Genomic DNA, 16,096 nt, shown 5'->3' with positions numbered 1-16,096 from the left:
GAGAACGGGGTGGTCAGCCGATGCTGGCGGATTCGATGATGACGTCGTCGCGCGGAACATCCTGGTGCATACCCGCCGAACCGGTGCTCACGGCGGTGATCTTGTCCACCACCTCGGTGCCCTCGGTGACCTTGCCGAAGACGGCGTAACCCCAGCCGGACGGGGTGGGCGCCGAGTGGTTCAGGAAGTCGTTGTCGGAGACATTGATGAAGAACTGCGCGGTAGCCGAGTGCGGATCATTGGTCCTGGCCATGGCGACGGTGTACTTGTCGTTCTTGAGACCGTTGTTCGCTTCGTTCTGGATCGGGGCCTTGGTGCCCTTCTGGCGCATACCGGGCTCGAAGCCGCCGCCCTGGACCATGAAGCCCGGGATGACGCGGTGGAAGATGGTGCCGTTGTAGTGGCCGGCATTCACGTAGTTCACGAAGTTCTGCACCGAGTTCGGCGCTTTGTCGTCGTCCAGTTCCAGGACGATCGGACCGTAATTCGTCACGAGATTCACCTTGGTCATACCTCTACCTTTCCATGGCTCCGGGTACGGGTCAGCAATCTCCCCGCCTCTTCGCGACTTTTCGCCGGTAGTGGTCGATTCGACAGTGCCGCATCCGCCGGGCGACGACACGCGGGTCGGGTAATCGGCGTCCGGGGTGGGCCGCGCCGATATCGGCGGACGAGCTTTGCCGGTTCGTGCCTACAGACCACGACGGAGACCACGGCTGCCGCTAGCATTGCCAACCGTGCCCGACGCCGCAACAGCTGTCCTTACGAAGCCGACCCCCGCCCCGGCGGTCGCATCCCGCGATTTCCGGACCGCGCGCATCATCGCGCTGGTCACCGGATTGATAGGTGCGTTGTTGGCGCTGGCGACGCCGTTCCTGCCGGTCACGCAGACCACGGCGGTGCTGAACTGGCCGCAGGGCGGCACCCTCGGCAATGTGCAGGCGCCGCTGATGTCGCAGGTGCCGATAAAGCTGCGGGCCACCATTCCGTGTAGCGCGGTCGCGGCGTTGCCCCCGCAGGGCGGCATGCTGCTGGCCACCGCGCCGCCGCAGGGCGATCGGGCGGCGCTGGAGGCGATGTTCGTGCGCGTGTCGGAGACCTCGGTGGATGTGGTCGACCGCAACGCGGTGGTCACCTCGGCCGATCGCGCCGCGATGGGGCAGTGCTCCAGCATCGTCATCACCTCGGACAACGAGCGCACCGCCGCGGAATTCACCGGAATGACCAAGACCGTGGAGCGACCGGTCCAGGGCGCGGCTCCCGGTGCCAAGGAAACCGTTGTGGTGCCCGTCGAGGGACAACTGCTGGGTGATCTGCGACCCCAGGTCGTCGGCGTCTTCTCCGATCTGGAGGGCGCGGCGCCCGCCGGGCTGTCCTACACGATGACCGTCGACACGCGTTTCAGCTCGGGCCCGACCCTGATCAAGTTGATCGCGATGATCGCGGCGGTGCTGTGCACGCTGATCGCGCTGGCGGCGCTGGCCAGGCTCGACGGCAGCGACGGCCGCGGCCATCGCCGGTTCCTGCCCGCCAAGTGGCTGAAGCCGACCTGGGCGGACGGCGCGGTGGTCGGCACCCTGCTGCTGTGGCATTTCGTCGGCGCCAACACCTCCGACGACGGCTACATCCTGAGCATGGTCAGGGTGGCGCCGCACGCGGGCTATATGGCCAACTACTTCCGCTGGTACGGCGTCCCCGAGGCGCCCTTCGGCTGGTACTACTACGTGATCCAGGTCTTCTCGGAGATCTCCACCGCCAGCCCGTGGGTGCGACTGCCCGCGCTCGCCTGCGCCATCCTGTGCTGGATGGTGATCAGCCGCGAGGTGGTGCCGCGCCTCGGTCGCGGGGTGCGCAACAGCCGGGTGGCGCTGTGGACCGGCGGACTGGTGTTCCTCGCCTTCTGGCTGCCCTTCGACAACGGTCTGCGCTCGGAGCCCATTGTCGCGCTGGGCGCGCTGCTGACCTGGGTTTCGATCGAGCGGGCCATCGCCACCGGGCGTCTGCTGCCTGCCGCCGCCGCGGTACTGATCGCCGCGTTCACCCTGGCGGCGGCGCCGACCGGCCTGATGTGCGTGGCGGCGTTGCTCGCCGGTATCCGACCGCTGGTCAAGATCGTGGTCCGCAGACATCGCGAGCACGGCACCCTGCCGCTGCTCGCGCCGATCGCGGCGGCCGGTCTACTCGTGTTGACCGTGGTCTACAGCGACCAGACATTCGCCGGAATCCAGGAGGCCAACCGGGTCCGCCAGGTCACGGGGCCGAACCTGGCGTGGTACGAGGATTACCTGCGCTACTACTACCTGTTCGTGGAGACGGTGGACGGTTCGCTGTCGCGCCGCTTCGCCTTCCTGACGATGCTGCTGTCCTTGTTCACCACCATGCTGGTGCTGCTGCGGCGCAGGCAGGTGCCCGGTATCGCGAGCGGGCCGACCTGGCGTCTGATGGGCGTCGTCCTCGGAACCGTCTTCTTCATGATGTTCAACCCGACCAAATGGACCCATCATTTCGGCGCGTACGCGGGTATCGCGGGGTCGCTGGCCGCGGTCACGGCGGTCGCGGTGTCGGCCTCGGCGCTGCGGGCGCGCAAGAACCGGGCCATATTCCTGGCGGGCCTGCTGTTCGTCCTGGCGATCTCGTTCTCCGGCATCAACGGGTACTGGTATGTCTCCAGCTTCGGGGTGCCGTGGTTCGACAAGCGGGTCTCGTTGAGCGGGTTCCAGTCGAATACCGTCATGCTCGTGCTGTTCGGGGCCGCGCTCGCGCTGGTCGGCTGGCTCACCCTGCGCGAGCAATACATTCCGCCGGAGGCTTCGCCGAAGTCGGCGCGCGGCAAGCGGATTCGCAAATTCGCCGCGATTCCGCTGACCGTCGTCGCCGCCCTGATGGTGGCGCTAGAGGTGTTGTCGCTGGTGAAGGGTGCCGCGGCACAATATCCGGCGTACTCGCTCGCGCGATCGAATTTCGACGCGCTCGGCGGTGACGCCTGCGGTCTGGCCAGTGACGTCCTGGTCGAACCCGACCCGAACGGCGGCCGGTTGCAGCCCATCATCGATCCGGCCGAGCCGCCGACGAACGGGGATCCGCTCGGCGGTGTCGGCCCGGTCGGTTTCGACGCCAACGGCGTGCCGGACGATCTGTCCGCCGACACCGTCGAGGTGAAGCCGGGTACCGGCAATACCTCCACCCAGTCGGTCGGCGCGGCTTTCGCCGAGGGTGAGAGCGCGGGCACCGGTGGCGGTCAGGGCGCGCAGGGCGTCAACGGCAGCACCGCGGCCCTGCCCTTCGGACTCGATCCGGCGACCACCCCGGTCATGGGCAGCTACCAGAACGGTGTGCAGCAGCCCGCGCGCCTGACGTCGAGCTGGTATGAGCTCGCGCCGCGTTCGCAGAACAAGCCGCTGGTCGTCATCTCCGCGGCCGGTCGCATCCTGTCCTTCGACGACACGGGCGCGATGAAGTACGGCCAGTCGCTGACCGTCGACTACGGCAAGCGGCTGCCCGACGGCAGCGTCGAACAACTCGGCACCTATCTGCCGCGCGATATCGGCCCGTTCCCGTCCTGGCGCAACCTGCGGATTCCGCTGGACGAGATCGCGCCGGAGGCGAACGCGGTGCGGATCGTCGCGAACGATCCGATTCTGATCGGCGATCAGTGGCTGGCGTTCACCCCGCCCCGGATGCCGACGCTGACCTCGCTCAACGATTACATCGGCACCGAACAGCCGGTGCTGCTGGACTGGGCTGTCGGACTGCAGTTCCCGTGCCAGCGGCCGTTCGATCATGAGAACGGCGTCGCCGAGGTGCCCGGTTACCGCATTCTGCCGGACCGCCCGCTCGCGATCAGCTCCACCAATACCTGGCAGGCCGAGGAATTCGGCGGACCGCTCGGGTTCACCCAGATGCTGGCGCGATCCATCACCGTGCCGACCTATATGCGCGACGATTACGCCCGGGACTGGGGTTCGCTGGAGCGCTACGAACAGTACGACCGCGACGCGACCCCGGCCGAGCTGGAGACCGGTACCGAGACCCGTTCGGGTCTGTGGTCGCCGGGCCCGCTGCGAGTGTTCTAGCCGGGACAGTCGGAGGGCCGTAGCGTCGATGACGCTACGGCCCTGTTTGTCTGTCTATCCGCGGATCGAAGGCTTGTTGGGGGATCGTAGGGACCGGGAGCGCCCGGCGTCGCGGGGCTGGGCCGGGACGCCTGCGCTCAGACCTTCATGCGCCTGCCGAGTTCGCGGCGCAACACCTCCTGGGAAGGCAGTCGACCGAGCACTCGTAAGACCGCCGGGCGTAACTCGCGCTGTTCGTCGTCTGTGAGCAGATCGACGAGATCGCGCAGATCCATGTCATCGAAGGCTCCTGTCATACCCACAACAGTACGTTCTCAAACCGCGCTGTGCCTGGCAATCCGCTCATCGGTTACTGAGGCGTCATCCAGCGGAAACCAGTGTCCTATCAGGAGATTTGGGGAAATCTCACGGTAACGCGAAGGGGTGTCGTGCAGACCGCTCGGTCTGCACGACACCCCTTTCGCGGGCCTGCTGTTGTGATGATTCTTACCTGATCCGGATCGGATCCTGCCGGGACACGCCGCTCTGATTCACGACGGTGGTATCGATGGTCGCGGGGCCGGCGGTCGGATCGTAGGGCGTGAACTGTTCGAGCGAACCCCAGTCGCGCGACCAGTCGTGATCGAGGTAGGTGGGGATGGTTTCGGAGGAAAGCAGCAGACCGGTCCACCCGAGCGGGCCGCCGCCGATATCGTCCTGCCAGGCATTGGACGCGTCGGAGCCGACCCGGTCCGGCAGAATGCGCCACCTGGGCGCCTCGGCGACGCCGTCGTGGTGGTCGAACGGTCGCTGGCACGGGAACGCGAGACCGACGTGCCAGTCCAGCAGCACCGGATCCTGCGACCCGACAACCGAATTCAGCGTCTCGAGGCGCGGCAGCCGGGGCGGGGTGACGGCCAGCCACTGTTTCGGGGTGATGTCGTTGTCGACCGCGACGAGGCGTACCGCGTTCACCTCGGGCGGCAACTGGTCCAGCGGCACCCGCAGATTGCGCCAGGACGGCGCCGGTCCGATATCGAGCGGGTCCACCGAGCCGAGGGTGCGGACCTCGCCGTTCTCGCCGCGCACACCGTACTCCAGGTGCAATTCCTGACCGTAGGTGAGCACGCCGTCGGCGTCGACGGAGCGGATCCTGCCCGCCGCGGTGACGACGAGAACCCGGTAGGCCGGGTCGTGGCGCATGCTGTCGGTCAGATCCAGCCGGTACCACTGTGATTCGAGCGCGGCCTGCTGCTGGTCGCCGTCCCGGTAGCTGCCCATGACCGGGGTGCGCGCCGGATCGAGACCGAACGGCAGCGCGACGGTGCTTCCGTTGATCCCCGTTCGTTCGCTGGTGCCGCCGCCGGTTCCCGCGCCGGTGGTGTTGGTCGTCTTGTTGGCGGAATCCTTATCTATGGAATTCGCTCCGCCGGAGACGGTTTCCTCCGCGTCGGCGGTGAGATCGCGCGCGACACCGTCGGGGGTGAAACCCTTCGACTTCGCCGAAAGACCGTCCGCGGGCGCACCGTCGAAGGGGAACAGCAGCGAATTCGCGGTATCGGTCTCCACCAGTACCTCGTCGGCGAGAGCGCACGAATTACCGCCGAACGCTTCGACATTCGATTTCGCGATGGAATACGCCGGGTATTGGGTGAGGGCCGCCTTGGCCAAGGAGGCCACCTCGAACAGCACGAGCAGCGCCGCCGCGATGGTCAACGGCGCGGAGGCGAATCGCTCGAAACGACCGGGGGCCGATGGCTTTCGGTACGGCTCGCGGTAGTGCAGCCACACCGCCCACACCAGCGCGAGTCCACTCAGGCCGAGGAAGAGCGTGGAAAGGCCCTTCCCCGCGATCAGCGGCGCCTTATCCCACCACGGCACACCATAACTGGAGACATACCACCAACCGTTGGAACCGGTGAAGGTGATCGCCAGCAGGAACAGCACCGCCGCGGCGAACAGCGCCCGGTTCCGCGGCGCGCGAATACCGCTGCTGCCGACCGCGACAGCGGCCAGCGCCGCGAGCGAACCCGCGAGTCCCGCGTAGACGCCGAAGTGATGGGTCCATTTGGTCGGGGTGAACATCATCAGCAGCAGCGACGCGAACACGATGCCGAGAATCCGCACCGAAGGCCCACGTGAAGTACCGGGGATGCGGCCCTTGCGCAACACCTGCAACACGCAGACCAGCAGGCACAGCAGCATGACCAGGACGCCGAAGCGCCGCGCCAGCGAACCGTCGGGGGACAGCATCAGCAGCGAATCCCAGCGGGTCCGTTCATCGAACCAGGCCACATTGGGGCCGACGACGGTACGAACGCGGGTGGCCTCCATGACGGTGGCGAGTGTCTGATCGGCGAAGACCACGATCAGCACCAGGGTGCCCGCGGCGAGTCCCGGCGCGATCAGCGCCGCGTACCGGAACAGCAGCGAGGCGCGCGACGACGCGGTCGCGGGGGTACGTCGCGTATCGCCCGCGCTGTCGTCGGTGGCGTTCGAGGCGTGCTCGTCCGCCGCGATCCGGCGGGGCAACGCCCCCTGCGCCCGCTTGACGATGATCTGCAGAACCGGCCGCGATCCCGCGATAAGGGCGGCGATGCAGATCAGGCCGGTGGGGCCAGCGGCCAGCGAGAACGCGGCGATGAGCACGCCGATCGCGGCGGGCAGCAGTCGTCCGGTCGCGATCGCGCGTTCGATGGAGCACCAGGTGAGCAGCGCGCCCGCGGCGATCAGCGGCTCGGGACGAAGGCCGTTGTCGTAGGGCAGCCAGAAAGCCAGGAAGACCAGGCCCGCGGTCCACAGCGCCACCTTGTCGCGGCGGACCCGCGCGCCCAGGCGCGGCAGCACCTCCCGGCTGATCACCAGCCAGCACACGACCCCTGCCAACAGCGTGGGCAGCCGCATCCACGGGCTGGCGTCGGAGATCTTCGTCATCGCGGCCAGGACCTCGTAGGACCAGCCGAACGGGGCCTCCGGCACCGCGAACCAGCGGTAGTAGTTGGCCATGTACCCCGAATGTTCCGAAGCCCTGGCCATATTCAGGATGTAGCCGTCATCGGAGGTATTCGCGCCGATGATGTGCCATAGCGCCAGCACGCCGAGCACCGCCCCGTCGACGATGCTGAAACGCCACCAGTGTGCGGGCAGGAAACGCCTGGCCCGACGACCGTCGGAGGTATCGAGCAGGTGCAGTGCGACCAGCGCCACGATGGTGCAGACCGCCGCCGCGATCCGCGCGAGCAATTTCAGCAGCGTCGGCGTCGAGGAGAAGCGCGAATCGATATCGAGGTGTGCGCGCGCGTCGGCGATCTGCGCGGCGTCGAGATCGGTGAAGATTCCGACGACCTGGGGTCGGATATCGCGCGAGAGCGTATTGCGGAACGGACTTCCGTCCTTGCGCCGCACGCCGGTGAACTCGACGGTGGTGACGGCCGCGCTTGAGTCGATGGTGATCGCGGTGCAGCCGCCGATTTCGGCGACCGGGGCCGAGAGCAGCGGAATATCGCGCTGCACGACCGTGAGGGTGCCGTCGGACACCGCGACGACGAGTCCCGTGGTCGTGGCCTGCCCCGAGGCGACGGGAACGGTCGACAGCAGTGTGCGCGCGGGCCCGCCCGATGGCGCACCCGATTCCGGCGATCCGGCTTCGGCGGTCGCGCTCGGCAGCATCGAACACGGCAGCATGGCCGTCAATCGCTGCGGCTCGTAGGACACCAGCGGCGCCGCGACATCGGTGCTGCCACCCGCCTGGGGCCAATCCAGCGTCGCCCGATCCTGCTCGACCGGCAACACGGGGGTCAGCAACGCCAGGACGAATCCGAGAAGCCCGGAAACGAGGGCGATCAAGCGGTAACGGTCAAACGCGGGAGTCGATCGGTCCGGTCGCACGGGGGTTCATGCTAGCCACCGTCCCCGGCCATCCCGGCTGCGAGAGGGTCAGCATGCCGAATTCAGCGCAGCGCGCGGACATCCCACAGCCAGACATCGGCCACCCGGGTGGGGGCGAACCCGAGCAATTCGGTGACGGCCGAGCGCAGGGCGTCCCCGTTCCTCGTGGTGGGAAGGACCAGCACGTCGGCGCGCCAGAAATTCACGTCGGCCAGGGCGTTCGCGCGTTCGTCGGTACCGATCGGCGGCACGAGTCCGGTGTCCTGGGCGCGTACGAGCAGGGCGGTCGTCGGCCGGAATTCCGGGCCGTAGATACCTTTCTTGTTGCCGCTGGTCGGACCGACGAAATAACCGCCCGCGAGCGGGAACGAGAAATCGGCTTCGGCCTGCCAGCGCAGCGGCTGGGCATCGTTCGGGCGTGGGGCGGGCACCATCACCACCGAACCGCCGCTGACGTAATCGCGTACCGTGCCGTCGGCGAAGAACGCCGGGGTGGCGGCCCTGTCGACGACCGGCAGCGGAGTCGGCGTCAGCGGCAGTAGCGCGAGTGCCGTCGCCGCGAACCAGGCAGGTGGTTTCCAGTCCACCGCCGACTCCCGCCACGTGGTCACGGCGCGCTGGGCGGCCAGCGCCAGAATGGCGGCGATGGCGGGTATCGCCGCCATCGTGAGGCGCGTCTCCAGCACCGAATTCACCAGCGGCACCTCCTCGGCCCACTTCCACGGCAATTCGACGCCGGTGGATTGTTTGCCGAGCATCGCCTCCGCGCCGAGCGACAGCACGCCGAAGACGACGATCACCGCCGTCGCGGCGCGCACTACCCGCTCCCGCCACAGCATCGGCACCGTCACGACCAGTAGGAGCAGCAGCGGCCAGCCGAAATAGGCGTTCTGCTCGGTCTCGTTGATAGCCACGTTCTGTCCGGGGGCGAAAAGGCCGCCGAGTGATTCCGAAGGGAACTGCGTGATGGCCTTCAGGTCGTTGCCCATCGGCCCGTGGTCGATGGATCGGTAGCTCTGCGCGCCGAAGAACTGCCACCACAGCGGAATCGCGGTGAGCGCGAACGTGATCAGCGCTGCCACCGCGACGGTCGGGGTGACGGCCCGCAGGGCGCGCAGACCGCTGCGCGGCGCGTGCAGGTAGTAGACGACGGCGAACAGCGTCGAGGCCATCGCGAAGATCAGCAGCGGCTCCTCGCCCAGCGCGATCTGCATCGTCACCAAGGAGGCGAGCAGCAGCGCGTCCAGGAGCCGCACGCTGCGCGTCATCCGGATCAGCAGACCGGCGATGACAGGAAGCAGGCCGAGCGCGACGAAATTCGGATGCGCGTTGGCATGGGAGATCATCGCGGGCGCGAACCCACAGAACAGGCCGCCGATCGCCGCCGCGAACCGGGATTCGACCAGTTCGACGGCGAACAGCCGGTACCAGGCGTAGGCGGTGCAGGTCAGGCCGATGGTGAGGACGAGGACGAAGGTGACGGTCGGCCCGAACAGCAGGGTGACCGGTGCCAGCGGCACCCCCACGCCGAACATGGCGGTATTGGCCATCATGTTCACCCCGGCCGGGAAGTTCTGCAGTGTCGTGCCCAGTGGGTTCTCCAGATGCGCCACCGAATGCGCGGTCACCGCGAAGAACCATTCCCACATGGTCTGGTCCTGCCCGCTCTTGATCAGATAGGACCCGCCGGTATCACGCCACTGCCCGGAGAGCACCAGCACCGCGAGCGCCAGATACGCCGACGCGGCGAACAGATCCGCGCGCGTGACCCGGCCGCGACGGCGGACTCGATCGGGTTCCGGTCGGGTCAGCAGCAGGGTGTCGGCGGGAACCGCCCCCTCGGTCGATCCCTGTCGTTCGACCCGGTCGACGTTCCCTGTGCTCACCGGCAAATTCTCCACAGACTAGACGCTCGAAACAGCCCCCACCCTAGGTCCGCCCGCTGTGAACGGCGATCGAAAGTCTGTGCCCAGGCCCGGCGACTTCCCCTGGGTTATCCAGCTCTCACCGCCAGTAATCACGATGCGGCGCGGATCACGTCCGGCCGGTAGCCCGGCCTATCGACGGACGGTGACCAGCGTGAACGGGCCGATATCGGTGGTGGTGAACGCGGGATCGGCGAACAGTTCCGCCGGGAAGGCGACGGTGTAGCGCTTGACGTTCGGATCGTTCGGGTAGACGTCCTCGGCCAGGCGCAGGGTGTAGGTGTCGCCACTGCGGCGGAACAGGAAGGCGTCGGGGGCCCGCCACGCCGAGTCGGTCAGCGCCTCGCGCAGTTCGGCCGATGAATCCAGTGCGCTCCACGCCTTGATCGTCGCGGCCCTGCCCGCGAAATCCGCGAGCGGATTCGCGTAGTGCGAGGTGAGTGCCTGGAAACCGAAGTAGGGATAGAAGGCGAGGAAGGTGGTGTCGGCGGTGAGCACAACGGTCTCGTCGCGCGGGCGTCCCGTCCGCGCCAGCAGTGCCGCGTCGATCTCGCGGTAATAGGACACGGCCGACGGCGGACGCTTATCGGCTCGTTCGCCGTTGCCGTCGGTGTCGGTGTAGGCGGTGGTGATCTCCGGGGTGAGCACATGCGGTATGTCCTGGACGAACGCGAGCGCGCCGAGCGTGGCGAGTACCGCGACGGCGGGCCGGAACCTGGCGGGTTCGTCGAATGCCCGGTAGACGGCCCGTGCGCCCTCGACGAATCCGAACGCGCCCGCCGCCGCGAGCAGTACCGCCAGGGGCGCTTCCAGCCGGAACGACAGCAGGGTGGTGCCCGCCGCCGCCGCCAGCATCGACAGCAGGGTCCACAGGTAGATCGCCACCACCCCGATGCCGAGTGCCTGCGCCCGCCGCGACGATCCGGCCCGCACGACCAGCCAGACGGTCCCGATCAAGCACAGTCCGCCCAGCAGTGAGAATTCCGCCATCGGCAGCGGTAGTTCCGCGCCCGACTGGGGCAGATAGTGCAGTGCGGTCCCCGATCTCGGTGTCGTGGACGTGAGTTGCTCAGCCAAGTACGGCAGCCACACGATCGCGGCGATCACCCCGGCGATCACGGCGATCGCGACCAGTCGCAGCAGCGGGGGAGCGGCGGCCCGCCAGGCCGGGCCCATCGCGGCGGCCCGCCAGGCCGGGCCCATCTCGGCGGCCCGCCGGGCCGGGCCCATCGCGTCGGGCCGCACCCGTCGCGCGCGCGCCTCCACCCGCCGCTCCCGCACCGCGAGCGCGGCGGCGAACAGCCCCATCAGTCCGACCGCGAACGCGGCGACCAAGAAGTAGAGCGTGTAGAACGTGGCGGCGAGCCCGAGGAACAGCCCGGCACCGATCACCGCGCCCCAGCCCCCGGCGGTGACTACTCGATATCCCTCCGAGGTACCGAGTGTCCTCGACGCCGACCCACCCTCGGCGGGGCGGTGGATCGCGCCCCAGGCCAGGACGAGCGCGGGTGGGAGCAGCAGGACGATCACCGCGCTGTAGGCCTCGGGGGCGGCGAAGGTGATCGCTACGGCGGTGGTGGCCGCGCTCACCGCGACGGCCCAGTCCGCGCGGATCAGTTCCGACCACAGGACCAGCGCGAGAACCGCGGCGACCGCGAGCGAGCCGATCGCGTAGGGCTTGAACGCTTCCCAGCCGTCCATGCCGAGGACATTCGCGACGCGTCCACCCATCCAGAACCATCCGGCCGGGTAGAACGGCGGCACATCCGCGTAGGTCATATCCCGCAGCGCCGCGCTGTCGGTGAGCCGCGTCAGATATTCGGTGCGGAATTCCTGATCGACCGAAACACCGAACAGGTACAGCTTGGTCGCCGCCAACGGCATGCCGAGGGTCACCGTGACGAAGGCCGAAAGCCCGGCCCAGGACAGCGCTTTCGCGAGCCGCTGCCACCGGTGCAGTCGCAGCAGCGTCATGGCCGCGATCAGCGCGGCCACCGAAACCACCTGGCCGACGGTCGTCAGCGCCCTGGTGACGTGGGAGGAGTTGAACGCGGGCCACTGCACCAGCGAGAAGGCCACGAGTCCGACGGCGGCCACCACGACGGCGACCAGCGTGGCGAGCACCGCCTGACCCAGGCCCGCGCCGAGACGCCGGACGAGTACCGAGACTCGTCGCGGCGACGGCGGCGCGGTCTCCGGGTCGGCGTCGCGGGTGGTGGTGACGGTCGTGCTCACCGGCGCACCGCCTCGAATCGGCCTGTGACCCCCACCGCGGCGGGAACCCGGCACGGCGGGTGACCGGTGAGGGTTCGTCCGACTACTCGCATTGCGCCTCCGGTTCGCTGATCGGCTCCGTGACATGGCACCCGGCGATCCGATCGTGCCGGGCGAGACCGCGTGAGCGCAGCCGCAACGATGGTAGCCACCCACCGCGCGCCGATGGCTCACGCGATGGGTTCCTCCGGATACGACCGAGCCGCACCCGGTTCCCGGCCGCGCGGGGCGCGGCGGGACGTGGTGCGGCTCGGGGAAGGGATCAGATGGGGAGTTTGCGGAAGATCGGGCGCGGAATGTGGCGCAGGATCATCATCACGTACCGGAACGCGCCGGGCGCCCAGACGAGTTCCTTACCCTTCTGGGAGGCCGCGACCGCCAGCGCCGCGACCTCTTCCTTGTCGACGGTGAACGGAGCTTCCTTGGCTCCGGTCGCCTTCCAGTGCGCGAGCGTGGTCTTGGTGCGGACCTGTCCGGGCCGGATGACGAGCACGCGCGGACCGGACGGGCGCAGCGCCTCGCCGAGACCGAGGTAGAACCCGTCGAGCCCGGCCTTGGTCGAGCCGTAGACGAAGTTGGAGCGGCGTACCCGCTCGCCCGCCGCCGAGGACATGGCGATGATCCGCCCGTAGCCCTGCGCCTTCATCTTCTCGCCGACAAGCACGCCGACCGACACCGCCGCGGTGTAGTTGATCTCGGCGATCTGCACCGCCTTGCGCTGGTCCTGCCACAGCTCCTCGGCGTCGCCGAGCAGGCCGAAGGCCACGATGGCGACATCGACGTCACCGTTGGCCCATGCCGCGTCGATCACCTTGGGGTGGCTGCCGTTGTCGAGCGCGTCGAAATCGATGACGTCGACCGTGCCCGCGCCCGCGGCCTGCATCTGGGCCACCGCGTCGTCACGCAGCGGATCATTGGGCAGCGCCGCGAGGATGATGCGGGCGGGGCCCTTCTTCAGGTACTCCGCGCAAATCGCCAGACCGATCTCCGAGGTTCCGCCCAGCAGCAGAATGGTCTGCGGGTTACCTACGGCATTGATCACTGAAGCTCCAGCCTTCTCGCCATATCGGACATGAAAACACCTGTGGGATCGACGGTTCGGCGGATCTTGATCCACTCGTCGATCCGGGGGTACATCTTGTGGAAGGTTTCGGCGGTGGTGCGCGAATCCTTGCCGGTGTAGAGCCGTCCGCCGAATTCGAGGACACGGCGGTCGAGCTCGGAGACGAACTCGTTGAGTCCGGCCGAGATCGGGAAGTCGACGCAGATATTCCAGCCCGGCATCGGGAAACTCAACGGCGCTTGGTTACCGGGCCCGAAGAGTTTGAACACGTTGAGGAACGAGTAGAACCCGGACCGCTGGATGTCGACGATGATGCGCTTGAACTCGTCCACCGACTCGGGCGGCACCACGAACTGGTACTGCAGGAAACCATTCGATCCGTAGCCGCGGTTCCACTCGCCGATCATGTCCAGCGGGTGGTAGAAGGCCGTCAGGCTCTGCGGCTTGTCGCGGTAGGTGCCCGACTTGCGGTACCAGAGTTCACCGATGGGGGTGAAGGTGTACTTGTTCGCCAGCCCGTTCGGGAAGACGTCGGGCAGCGACAGGAAGGTCTTGCCGTTGAATCGCAGCGGATCCTTCTGCAATTTCTTCGGCAGCTGATCCAGCTTGGCGAGGTTGCCGCGCGAGATGGCGGCGCGACCGAGTTTGGGTTCGGGACTGATCGCGTCGAACCAGGCGGAGCTGTATTCGTAGCGGTCCTCGGAACCGTCGCTGTGGAAGGCGATGGTGTCGTCCAGCGTCGCGGTGACGTCGCCGTCCGCGATGAAGTACGCGGTTTCGGTCGGTGTCATCTCGATGGTCGCGCGCAGCACGATGCCGGTCAGGCCGCAGCCGCCGATGGTCGCCCAGAACAGTTTGGCGTTCTTGCGCGGTGTCAGGTGTTGCACCGTGCCGTCGGCGGTGAGCAGTTCCATCGAGCGCACGTGGTTGCCGAAGCTGCCCGCGCTGTGGTGGTTCTTGCCGTGGATATCGGAGCCGATGGCGCCGCCGACGGTGACCTGGCGGGTGCCGGGAAGCACGGGAACCCAGAGGCCGAACGGCAGCGCGGCCTTCATGAGCTGATCCAGGTTCACCCCCGCGTCCACGTCGACGATCCGGGTGTCCCGGTCGATCCGGTGGATCTTGTTCAGCGCCGTCATATCGATGACGAGCCCGCCCGCGTTCTGGGCGTTGTCGCCATAGGAGCGGCCGAGTCCGCGCGCGATGACGCCGCGGCGCAGATGGGCGGGCTTGCCATCGTTGTCCTCGGCGACCAGGGCCACGGCCTTGGCGATCACTTCCGGATCGCCGGTCGAGAGGACTTCGGCGGAGGTTGCTGCGGTGCGACCCCATCCGGTCAACGACCTGGTCTGCGTCGGTAGCCCGAGCGCGGGCCCGGCGTCACCGGTCGTCGTGGTGGAGGTCGAAGCTTTCGTGGACATCGGCATAGAGGCTACAGGTATCGCCGCGACAGGCGTCGCGGTCGGCGTACACCCCGGTATGGCGTTGGTCTCCTCCCGTTAAGCTCGACGCCGTGCAAGCCGAACCTCACCGTCCGCTCACGGCCGAAGTCCCGCTGGTCGATGCGCCCGCCGGCGTCAGCGACGCCTCCGAGGGGGGCGCCCGTGGCGATGACCAGGGTTCCCCGGATCGTCGCGTCGATCAGGGTAGCGATGGCAGCGCCTTGATGACTCAGGTCATCCGGTTCGGCGTCACCGGCGGACTGTCGGCGATCGTCGACTACGGGCTGTACATGTTCCTGAAGGTCGTGGTCGGGCTGCCCACCAGCGCGGCCAAGTCGATCAGCTTCGTCGCGGGCACAACCACGGCCTATCTGATCAATCGCCGGTGGACCTTCCAGGCGCCGCCGAGCCGGGCCCGCTTCATCGCGGTGATCGCGCTCTACGCGACCACCTTCGGGGTCCAGGTCGGTATCAACGAGCTGATGGTGAATGCGCTCGGCGACGATCCGGTGCCGCTGACGGTGGCGTTCGTCGTCGCGCAGGGCACCGCCACCGTCATCAACTTCGTCGTGCAGCGGCTGGTCATCTTCAAGATCCGCTGAGGGCGTGGTTCAGCGCACGACCAACTCTTCGGCCGCCCCCTGCCGCCGCGCCTTGGCGCCGAAGTAGTCGCCGCCCTTGGCGCGCGGGTTGTCGGTGCCCCAGTCGCGCTGTTCCCGCCGCACGGGCACCAGGTGCGGAATGTGCTTGCGGCAGTGGATGTAGGCCTCTTCGACGCCGACCACCACCCAGAGTTCGGCGGCGCGGCCCTGCGCGGGCGGCGGCAGGTCGGTGCTGCGGCGCAAGGTGGCGTCTTCGACGATGCGGGCCGAGCCGTTCACGTGGAGTCCGATCAGATCGCGCACGAAATCGATGAGAAGAATTCCGACGTGGGGATTCTCCAGAATATTGCCCATACTGGCCATGACGCCGTTGCCGCGGTACTCGGGATACGCGATCGTGTGTTCATCGATGACGTGCAGAAATCCGGGAAGACCAGCGCGGAAGCTGGTATCGCATTCGCCGTTCCCATCGCTGGTCGCGATGAATGCCATGTCCATCCTGGCGATGAATTCGACCATCGTCGGATTGAGTCGGTCGAGCACTTGATCGGTGTAGAACCGTTCGGCTCTGGCCTGCGTACCGTACCTGTCCTGTAGTTCGTGCTCGCCGTCACTGCCCCGATGCTCATCGGGCATCTGAGCCCCCTTTGGTAGCCGAAATCCGGATGCGCCAGGTTCTTCGCTGAACCCGAGATATGGCCGAAATCTCGTTCATTTTAGGGGAACGCCTCGACCGGCATCGGCGGAATCGCGGCCGAGAATCGGCCGAATATTGCTTTCCTACAGGGTTTTCCGGAGATTTGCCCATTCCGACCGGCCGGAATATTTCGGCCGACCGGACGGGTGGCAC

General features: G+C 67.6%; 10 protein-coding genes. 2 read left to right on the top strand and 8 right to left on the bottom strand.

Going from position 1 to position 16,096, the window contains the following annotated elements:
• Nucleotides 1-13: 13 nt before the first annotated feature.
• A complete protein-coding gene (locus tag ABZS43_RS10700; RefSeq protein WP_355035608.1) occupies nt 14-511 on the bottom strand; it encodes a peptidylprolyl isomerase in 498 nt (165 codons plus the stop codon).
• Between the two features lie 226 nt (nt 512-737).
• Here ABZS43_RS10700 and ABZS43_RS10695 point away from each other — a divergent pair, with 226 nt between their 5' ends.
• Complete coding sequence (locus ABZS43_RS10695) at nt 738-4,073, top strand: arabinosyltransferase domain-containing protein (protein WP_355035607.1); 3,336 nt, start codon at nt 738-740, stop codon at nt 4,071-4,073.
• A 137-nt stretch (nt 4,074-4,210) separates the two neighbouring features.
• Here ABZS43_RS10695 and ABZS43_RS10690 read toward each other — a convergent pair whose 3' ends face one another.
• From ABZS43_RS10690 to ABZS43_RS10665, 6 genes are all read right to left on the bottom strand, one after another.
• Nucleotides 4,211-4,369: a hypothetical protein gene (locus ABZS43_RS10690; protein WP_355035606.1), complete on the bottom strand. Its 159-nt coding sequence runs from the start codon at nt 4,367-4,369 to the stop codon at nt 4,211-4,213.
• A 190-nt stretch (nt 4,370-4,559) separates the two neighbouring features.
• Complete coding sequence (locus ABZS43_RS10685) at nt 4,560-7,940, bottom strand: arabinosyltransferase domain-containing protein (protein WP_355035605.1); 3,381 nt, start codon at nt 7,938-7,940, stop codon at nt 4,560-4,562.
• A 62-nt stretch (nt 7,941-8,002) separates the two neighbouring features.
• On the bottom strand, nt 8,003-9,826 hold the full coding sequence (locus ABZS43_RS10680) for a glycosyl transferase (protein ID WP_355035604.1): 1,824 nt from the start codon (nt 9,824-9,826) through the stop codon (nt 8,003-8,005).
• 171 nt (nt 9,827-9,997) lie between these two features.
• Nucleotides 9,998-11,989 (bottom strand): arabinofuranosyltransferase, encoded by a 1,992-nt coding sequence (locus ABZS43_RS10675; RefSeq protein ID WP_355035741.1) that lies wholly within the window; start codon nt 11,987-11,989, stop codon nt 9,998-10,000.
• Between the two features lie 412 nt (nt 11,990-12,401).
• Complete coding sequence (locus ABZS43_RS10670; protein ID WP_355035603.1) at nt 12,402-13,181, bottom strand: decaprenylphospho-beta-D-erythro-pentofuranosid-2-ulose 2-reductase; 780 nt, start codon at nt 13,179-13,181, stop codon at nt 12,402-12,404.
• Entirely contained in the window at nt 13,178-14,623 is a 1,446-nt protein-coding gene (locus ABZS43_RS10665) for an FAD-binding oxidoreductase (RefSeq protein WP_355035602.1), read from the bottom strand. Before ABZS43_RS10665 ends, ABZS43_RS10670 begins: the two co-directional genes overlap by 4 nt.
• A 245-nt stretch (nt 14,624-14,868) precedes the next feature.
• Between ABZS43_RS10665 and ABZS43_RS10660 the strand changes: the two genes are divergently transcribed.
• Entirely contained in the window at nt 14,869-15,246 is a 378-nt protein-coding gene (locus ABZS43_RS10660; RefSeq protein ID WP_355035740.1) for a GtrA family protein, read from the top strand.
• Between the two features lie 9 nt (nt 15,247-15,255).
• Here the strand turns inward: ABZS43_RS10660 and ABZS43_RS10655 are convergent, their stop codons facing one another.
• Complete coding sequence (locus ABZS43_RS10655; RefSeq protein WP_355035601.1) at nt 15,256-15,882, bottom strand: pyridoxamine 5'-phosphate oxidase family protein; 627 nt, start codon at nt 15,880-15,882, stop codon at nt 15,256-15,258.
• Between the last annotated feature and the right edge of the window lie 214 nt (nt 15,883-16,096).

The sequence above is a fragment of the Nocardia sp. NPDC005366 genome, assembly GCF_040606855.1.
In the GTDB taxonomy this organism is placed as follows: Bacteria; Actinomycetota; Actinomycetes; order Mycobacteriales; family Mycobacteriaceae; genus Nocardia.
Note: the sequence above shows the minus strand (reverse complement) of the source record. Positions and strands in the feature narration are given on the sequence as shown.

Excerpts from the sequence above, each read along its gene's own strand:
- ABZS43_RS10690 (WP_355035606.1), bottom strand. The coding sequence starts at position 4,369 with ATGACAGGAGCCTTCGATGACATGGATCTGCGCGATCTCGTCGATCTG.
- ABZS43_RS10665 (WP_355035602.1), bottom strand. The coding sequence starts at position 14,623 with ATGTCCACGAAAGCTTCGACCTCCACCACGACGACCGGTGACGCCGGG.
- ABZS43_RS10660 (WP_355035740.1), top strand. The coding sequence starts at position 14,869 with ATGACTCAGGTCATCCGGTTCGGCGTCACCGGCGGACTGTCGGCGATC.
- ABZS43_RS10700 (WP_355035608.1), bottom strand. The coding sequence starts at position 511 with ATGACCAAGGTGAATCTCGTGACGAATTACGGTCCGATCGTCCTGGAA.
- ABZS43_RS10655 (WP_355035601.1), bottom strand. The coding sequence starts at position 15,882 with ATGCCCGATGAGCATCGGGGCAGTGACGGCGAGCACGAACTACAGGAC.